Genomic DNA, 6,105 nt, shown 5'->3' on the forward strand with positions numbered 1-6,105 from the left:
ATTGAAGTCATCTCATTGATCTTGCTCTTGAGTCAAGTGCGTTTTTTACATCTTTGCTTATGCTTATCTTAATTGATTTGTCAAGCTTAAATTATACCAAATTAGATGAGCTTACCCTGCATCAAAACCCTAGATAGATTAAAGCTTTGATGTACTTATTTAAAGTTTTTTTGTCATTTTTGTAACAAATTTTCTCAAGCCTCGTGTTTAGAATGACAACACAAAAGTACTTCTTCCAACATGTGGTTACAACAATCAAGGTGAAATAGCTACTGCACAAATATGTACCTTTAGACAGTTATCTCAACATAGCCATATAATCATTAATATAATTATATAGAGTGTAATATTTGTCAGGAAAAATTTATAAATGGAGGCAGGATCGCGCTAGAAGTTCATTTGGTAGTGAAAACCGCACCTAGTAGATTCTTTGCAAGCATCGAATTCCTCACCAACGGAGCAACAAAAGCATGAACAACCAGCAACCCTCAGAAACGAATGAATTTGTGGGAAATCTCAAGAATGGGATTTGGCTGTTTGGCATTTCGTCTTGGCTATTTGGCATTACAGACAGAAGTATTGCTTCCTTATCGGATGGATACCTGTCTGCACTGGATCTGACACAACTATTTACAGCAGCTACGTTTTTTGCGGCGTGGCTATTTTTAAAGCCAACAACTAGAGCTTAAGAGTTTGTGTCATAAATACTTTTTGAGGGCATAAAAACCCTGTTGGTGGATCTAATGCATGCAACCACACCAAACATACTTTTGAGACTCGCTTTTACCAACTACCAACAACTAAGCAGTAACAAAATCGAACAAATAATGAGCGAGTTGTAGTTTACTACAAGGTGGAATCTCTATCCGACGCCCTTGTTTATCTAAAAGTACCGCTTGATTGTTATCACTACCAAAACCGCTATCAACTTGATCTACTGGGTTAGCAACAATAGCGTCTAATTGTTTTCTGTACAGTTTCTCTAACGCTGGGGTTACTATATCTCCTGTCTGTGCAGCAAACCCAATTAACAACTGATGGGGTTGCTTGCGCTCTGCCAGTTCTGTAACAATATCCGGTACAGGTTCTAAGGCTAAAGCTTCTGGAAGCGATCGCTTCGGTAATTTCTCTGAATTATACTCCTGTGGTTTCACATCTGCTACGGCAGCTGACATTACGATCACATCTGCATCAGGTAAATGTCGCAACATCGCTTGGTGCATCTGTTGGGCACTAACAACGGAAAAAGCTTCCATACCTAAAGGTACATCCCAATTTGCTGGCCCGTGTACCAACGTTACCCTTGCACCTCGATGTAGTGCTGCTTGTGCTAAAGCTAAACCCATTTTCCCCGTGGAAGGATTACCAATAAATCTAACTGGATCAAAATGTTCTCGCGTTCCCCCAGCACTGATTAACACTCGCTTTCCTGCCAAATCTAGTCTGCCTGCGGTGTGTAACAGCGATTGAATGTAAGCCAAAATTTCTGTGGGTTCTGCCATCCTTCCAGCACCGACGCGATCGCACGCCAATAATCCCGATGCTGTTGGAATGCCATGAAATCGGTTATTTATCAATAAACTTTGCCAATTGTGCTGCACTGCCTGTTGTTCCCACATATCAGTATTCATTGCTGGTGCCAACAGTACAGGACAAGTGGAAGCAAGTACGGTGTTTGTGAGCAAATTGTCAGCCATACCATAGGCTAATTTTGCTAATGTATTAGCTGTCAAAGGGGCAATTACAAAAATATCTGCCCATTCACCCAATTCTATATGTAATGGACGAGAATAATTTGGTTGCCAAAAATTTTCATCTGTATAGGCAGGATAGCGAGATAAAGTCGCAAAAGTTAGAGGCGTGACAAATTTTTGTGCGGAATTAGTAAGAATTGTTCGCACTTCTACACCATTTTTAAAAAGTGTAGAAACAACTTCACAAACTTTATAGGCGGCAATACCACCGCCAACACCAATAAGAACCCTTTTTAATTTTGGATTAAACATGGGTTGGAGGAATAGGTCAAAGGGAATAGCGAATAGAAAGCAATTAATTATTAGCTGTTTTTCCAAGCTACCACTAACTACTATCTACTAACCACTAACTATTCCCCGTTACCCATTACCTAAATTGTTACGCTTCGTCGTAGGGTTCTAAATCTAAGAGATGGATATATGGTTCAACTAACTCTGGACGCTGAAACGCGATCGCACGTAGTATGTGCCAATCGTTCAATCCTTCAAAAGCATTGCTGTAATTATCCTGCTCCAAACGTGTCGCTAAATCTTCCACATCTTGTGGAGTCATAGTAGCAATTTCTTTTTTAGAAATGCTTAAAGTTTTCATCATGCTCGCCCCTCCCGTTAGCAGCATTGGCATCCAGCCTGGGTTGAGTTGCGCCCGACGCAACCACCCAATATATATTACTCATTTGGAGACATTAATTTCGTGAAATTTTTCCGGATTTATACCGGAATTTGTAAAAATATTGTAACTAAGATAAAGCGATGTCTGACTACAAGCTACTTTGTGATTATCTAGCATTTACCACGAAATTCCGAATCAACTCTAGCATTTGCAGTCGAATTTCATGACCCATGTCAAATTCATAGTACTGTGCTGCAATTCCTAGTGACTCTAAAGTTGCTTTTGCCTGTACTGCTGCTTGTAGTGGCACAACTTGATCGTATCTGCCATGCATGATTAAAACCGGAGGTAGAGACGTTGCATTTTGTGTCTCTACATCTGTTACTGCACCCGGATGTAAATAACCACTCATCACAACCAAACCTGCGAGAGGTAACTTTAATCCTACATCCAAAGTCATCGCCCCTCCTTGAGAAAAGCCACTCAGAAATGTCCGCGACAGTGGTACGCCAGTGCTGCTTTCTAAAGTTTGCAACCAATCTATTAGCAATTGCCGACTTTCTGTTAATCCTTCATACATATTTTCCATACTCAAGTCATACCATGCCCTCCCCGTAGGGGAATAAGGATGAGGAAAAGGTGCATTGGGAAACAGAAACTGATAATCAGGCAAGTCTAAAAAAGGAGCCAAAGATGCTAAATCTTCGGCATTTGCACCCCAACCATGCAAAGCGACAATTAACCCTTGGGGTGCTTGCCCTGTTTTTGGGGCAACCTGAATGAATTCTAAAGCATTAGTCATTAGTCATTGGTCATTAGTCATTAGTCAAAGTGTGCCATGACAAGACAATAAATTTTGCATTTTTCAATTCTTAGCGTACAACCCTGCGGGAAGCCGAAGAAGGCACGTCTACGTCTACATGCCTTCGTGGTTTGTACAATAATCTTCTGCTCTTGATTTTATAGATCGAAGGAAGCTGGGGAATTATGGCGCGTTTGGCACTGATGAGTGTATCTAATAAAACTGGATTGATTGACCTTGCCCGTAGCTTAGTTGAAGAATTTGATTTTGAATTAATCAGTAGTGGCGGCACTGCCCAAGCCTTGAAAGATGCGGGATTACCAGTTAAAAAAGTTGCTGATTATACAGGTTCGCCGGAAATATTAGGTGGTCGTGTTAAAACCCTACATCCCCGGATTCACGGTGGTATTTTAGCGCGACAAGACATACCGCAAGATATGACAGATTTGGAAAACAACCAAATTCGTCCCATTGATTTAGTTGTGGTAAATCTCTACCCCTTTGAAGAAACCATTGCCAAAGAGGGAGTTACCTTAACTGAGGCAATTGAGCAGATTGATATCGGTGGCCCTGCTATGCTAAGGGCAGCATCAAAAAACTTTGCCCATGTCACGATATTGTGCGAACCCGTGCAGTATGACGAGTATTTGCAGGAATTACGCCAACATGGAGGCGAAACTTCGCGAGAATTTCGGCAAAAGTGCGCGTTAAAAGGATTTTTGCATACTTCTAGTTATGACCGCGCGATCGCATCTTATTTAGGGACACAACAGCCAGAAGCTCTACCACAACAATACACTCTTTCTGGCAACCAACTGCAATCCTTGCGTTATGGTGAAAATCCCCACCAAAGCGCTGCTTGGTATCAAACTGGTACAACCCCAACAGGATGGGCTGCTGCCACCAAGCTGCAAGGTAAGGAACTTAGTTACAATAATTTAGTTGATTTAGAAGCAGCACGCCGAATTATTGCAGAATTCACCGATCGCCCAGCTGCAACAATTATTAAACATACTAACCCCTGCGGCACAGCTGTGGGAAATGCGATCGCTGAAGCTTACCAAAAAGCTTTTAAGGCCGATCCTGTTTCTGCCTTTGGTGGTATTGTCGCCCTCAATCGTCCCATAGACGCCGCTACAGCTACTGAGTTAACAAAAACATTTTTAGAATGCGTAGTTGCACCGGAATGTGAAGAGGAAGCAAAAGCGATTCTCGCTGCTAAGTCAAAAGTGCGGGTATTGATTTTACCTGATTTAAGCAATGGCCCCAAAGATACAATCAAGGCGATCGCAGGTGGTTTTCTTGTTCAAGCGGCAGATGACATTGTCGCCGATACCAGTCAATGGCAAGTCGTGACTGAACGTCAACCCACAGTGAATGAATTAGAAGAATTATTGTTTGCGTGGAAAGTATGCAAGCATGTTAAATCAAATGCCATAGTTGTGAGTAGCGATCGCACAACTTTGGGTGTGGGTGCAGGACAAATGAATCGCGTTGGTTCGGTGAAAATAGCTCTAGAACAAGCTGGAGAAAAAGCCAAAGGAGCAATACTCGCCAGTGATGGATTTTTCCCCTTCGATGATTCTGTCAAAACAGCAGCCGCCGCAGGAATTACTGCGATCGTGCAACCGGGTGGAAGTTTGCGAGATCAAGATTCTATCAAAGCTGCTAACGAACTAGGTTTGGTAATGGTCTTTACCGGCGTACGTCACTTTTTGCATTAGAAGTAAGATAGTACACTTGCCAAAGTGTCACTAATATGGTGGTGGCTATGTAAAGCCTAATGTTAGTCTTTAGTTGTGTGTGAGGAGTTAAGTTTGAAGCAAAAAGCGCTAGGGGTGGTAACACGGCAACACTCCCTAGCGCTTTTTAATTTATTAAGTTATCACCTTCAAAAATTTATATATTAAGTACTTGTTATTAGACTGAAGTAATGGTAGTTTTAAATAGTGTGTGAGGAGCAAGTGTAAAATAGAAAGCGCTCGGGGTGGAAACACGGCAACACTCCCTGGCGCTTTTTGTTTTGGGATGATAGTTGATTGTTGTTTGTTGGTAGTATTCCAAAGAACAAACAACATATAACAAACAACAACTAATCACAATCTTTACAAAAAACACTTATTTTATGTTTAATTTATAAAGTATGACTTAGCATACTTGTAACAGAATTAAAGTAGTGATATCTTTTAGTTGTGTGTGAGGAGTAAGTGTAAAACAAAAAGCGCTAGGGGTGGAAACACGGTAACACTCCCTGGCGTTTTTTGTTTTGAGAGAAAAAGTGATTTGAAACACAGAGGGTCGCAGAGGTAAGCGCAAAGGGGCGCAGAGTATTTCAGAATTGTACTCGCTACGAATTTATGAAATGTTGTACTAAGTGAGTCTGCGGAAGGTTAGTTAAAATGACTTATACGCAATTTTGTGCGGGAGTCTTGCATATAAAGGCGATCGCATCTAGACTGCTGATGAGGTAGGTTCACGGGGGCGTTTGAGCATCACCCACTCCCTCAATTCCGAATTGGAATCACTACTCTGACCTGGAGAGGCAAAATGTTTATCTGCGTCATTGCAGACTACGGTACAGGAGATCCGGCATTTGCTGAAGTTGCACAACGTCTCTTGATGGCTTTTCCTCATGCCCAGACTCATTTGCTTCAAGGGGCGACAATCGCCTCTAAACCTAGCCAGCTAAAGATGTGAGGGACACAGACCCCTTGAAAAATTTGAGTGCTTATTGAGAATGAACTGTACAGTTATTAAGCAGCTATCTGTCAGGTAAAGTTTAATGGTAAAAAAGAACGGTCTCGTAAATTGAACCAGAAATAGAACTCAAAAACGTCACAGTAATTTCTGGATAGGTTTATATGGTCAAAATTGGATAGTTGCTTGGCATGAGTGTCAAGCATGGGTCGAGGAACTGCTCGGTTTGAGTCGCAATA

At 41.6% G+C, this 6,105-nt stretch carries 6 protein-coding genes; 3 read left to right on the forward strand and 3 right to left on the reverse strand.

The features are described from left to right. Positions 1–470: 470 nt before the first annotated feature. Positions 471–689 (forward strand): hypothetical protein, encoded by a 219-nt coding sequence (locus HXY43_RS07470; RefSeq protein ID WP_026735037.1) that lies wholly within the window; start codon positions 471–473, stop codon positions 687–689. Between the two features lie 111 nt (positions 690–800). On the opposite strand, the gene coaBC is transcribed toward HXY43_RS07470, so the two are convergent. The 3 genes from coaBC to HXY43_RS07485 form a co-directional block, all read right to left on the reverse strand. Further along, positions 801–2,006: a bifunctional phosphopantothenoylcysteine decarboxylase/phosphopantothenate--cysteine ligase CoaBC gene (gene coaBC / locus HXY43_RS07475; protein WP_290881768.1), complete on the reverse strand. Its 1,206-nt coding sequence runs from the start codon at positions 2,004–2,006 to the stop codon at positions 801–803. A 127-nt stretch (positions 2,007–2,133) separates the two neighbouring features. Continuing rightward, entirely contained in the window at positions 2,134–2,346 is a 213-nt protein-coding gene (locus HXY43_RS07480) for a DUF2555 domain-containing protein (protein ID WP_026735035.1), read from the reverse strand. A 187-nt stretch (positions 2,347–2,533) separates the two neighbouring features. Then, positions 2,534–3,169: an alpha/beta hydrolase gene (locus HXY43_RS07485; protein ID WP_026735034.1), complete on the reverse strand. Its 636-nt coding sequence runs from the start codon at positions 3,167–3,169 to the stop codon at positions 2,534–2,536. 185 nt (positions 3,170–3,354) lie between these two features. On the opposite strand from HXY43_RS07485, the gene purH reads away from it, so the two are divergent. Further along, entirely contained in the window at positions 3,355–4,893 is a 1,539-nt protein-coding gene (gene purH, locus HXY43_RS07490; RefSeq protein ID WP_290881771.1) for a bifunctional phosphoribosylaminoimidazolecarboxamide formyltransferase/IMP cyclohydrolase, read from the forward strand. Between the two features lie 823 nt (positions 4,894–5,716). Next, positions 5,717–5,866: a hypothetical protein gene (locus tag HXY43_RS07495; protein ID WP_290881773.1), complete on the forward strand. Its 150-nt coding sequence runs from the start codon at positions 5,717–5,719 to the stop codon at positions 5,864–5,866. The last annotated feature ends 239 nt before the right edge of the window (positions 5,867–6,105 follow it).

Source organism: Fischerella sp. (assembly GCF_013388695.1).
In the GTDB taxonomy this organism is placed as follows: domain Bacteria; phylum Cyanobacteriota; class Cyanobacteriia; order Cyanobacteriales; family Nostocaceae; genus PCC9605.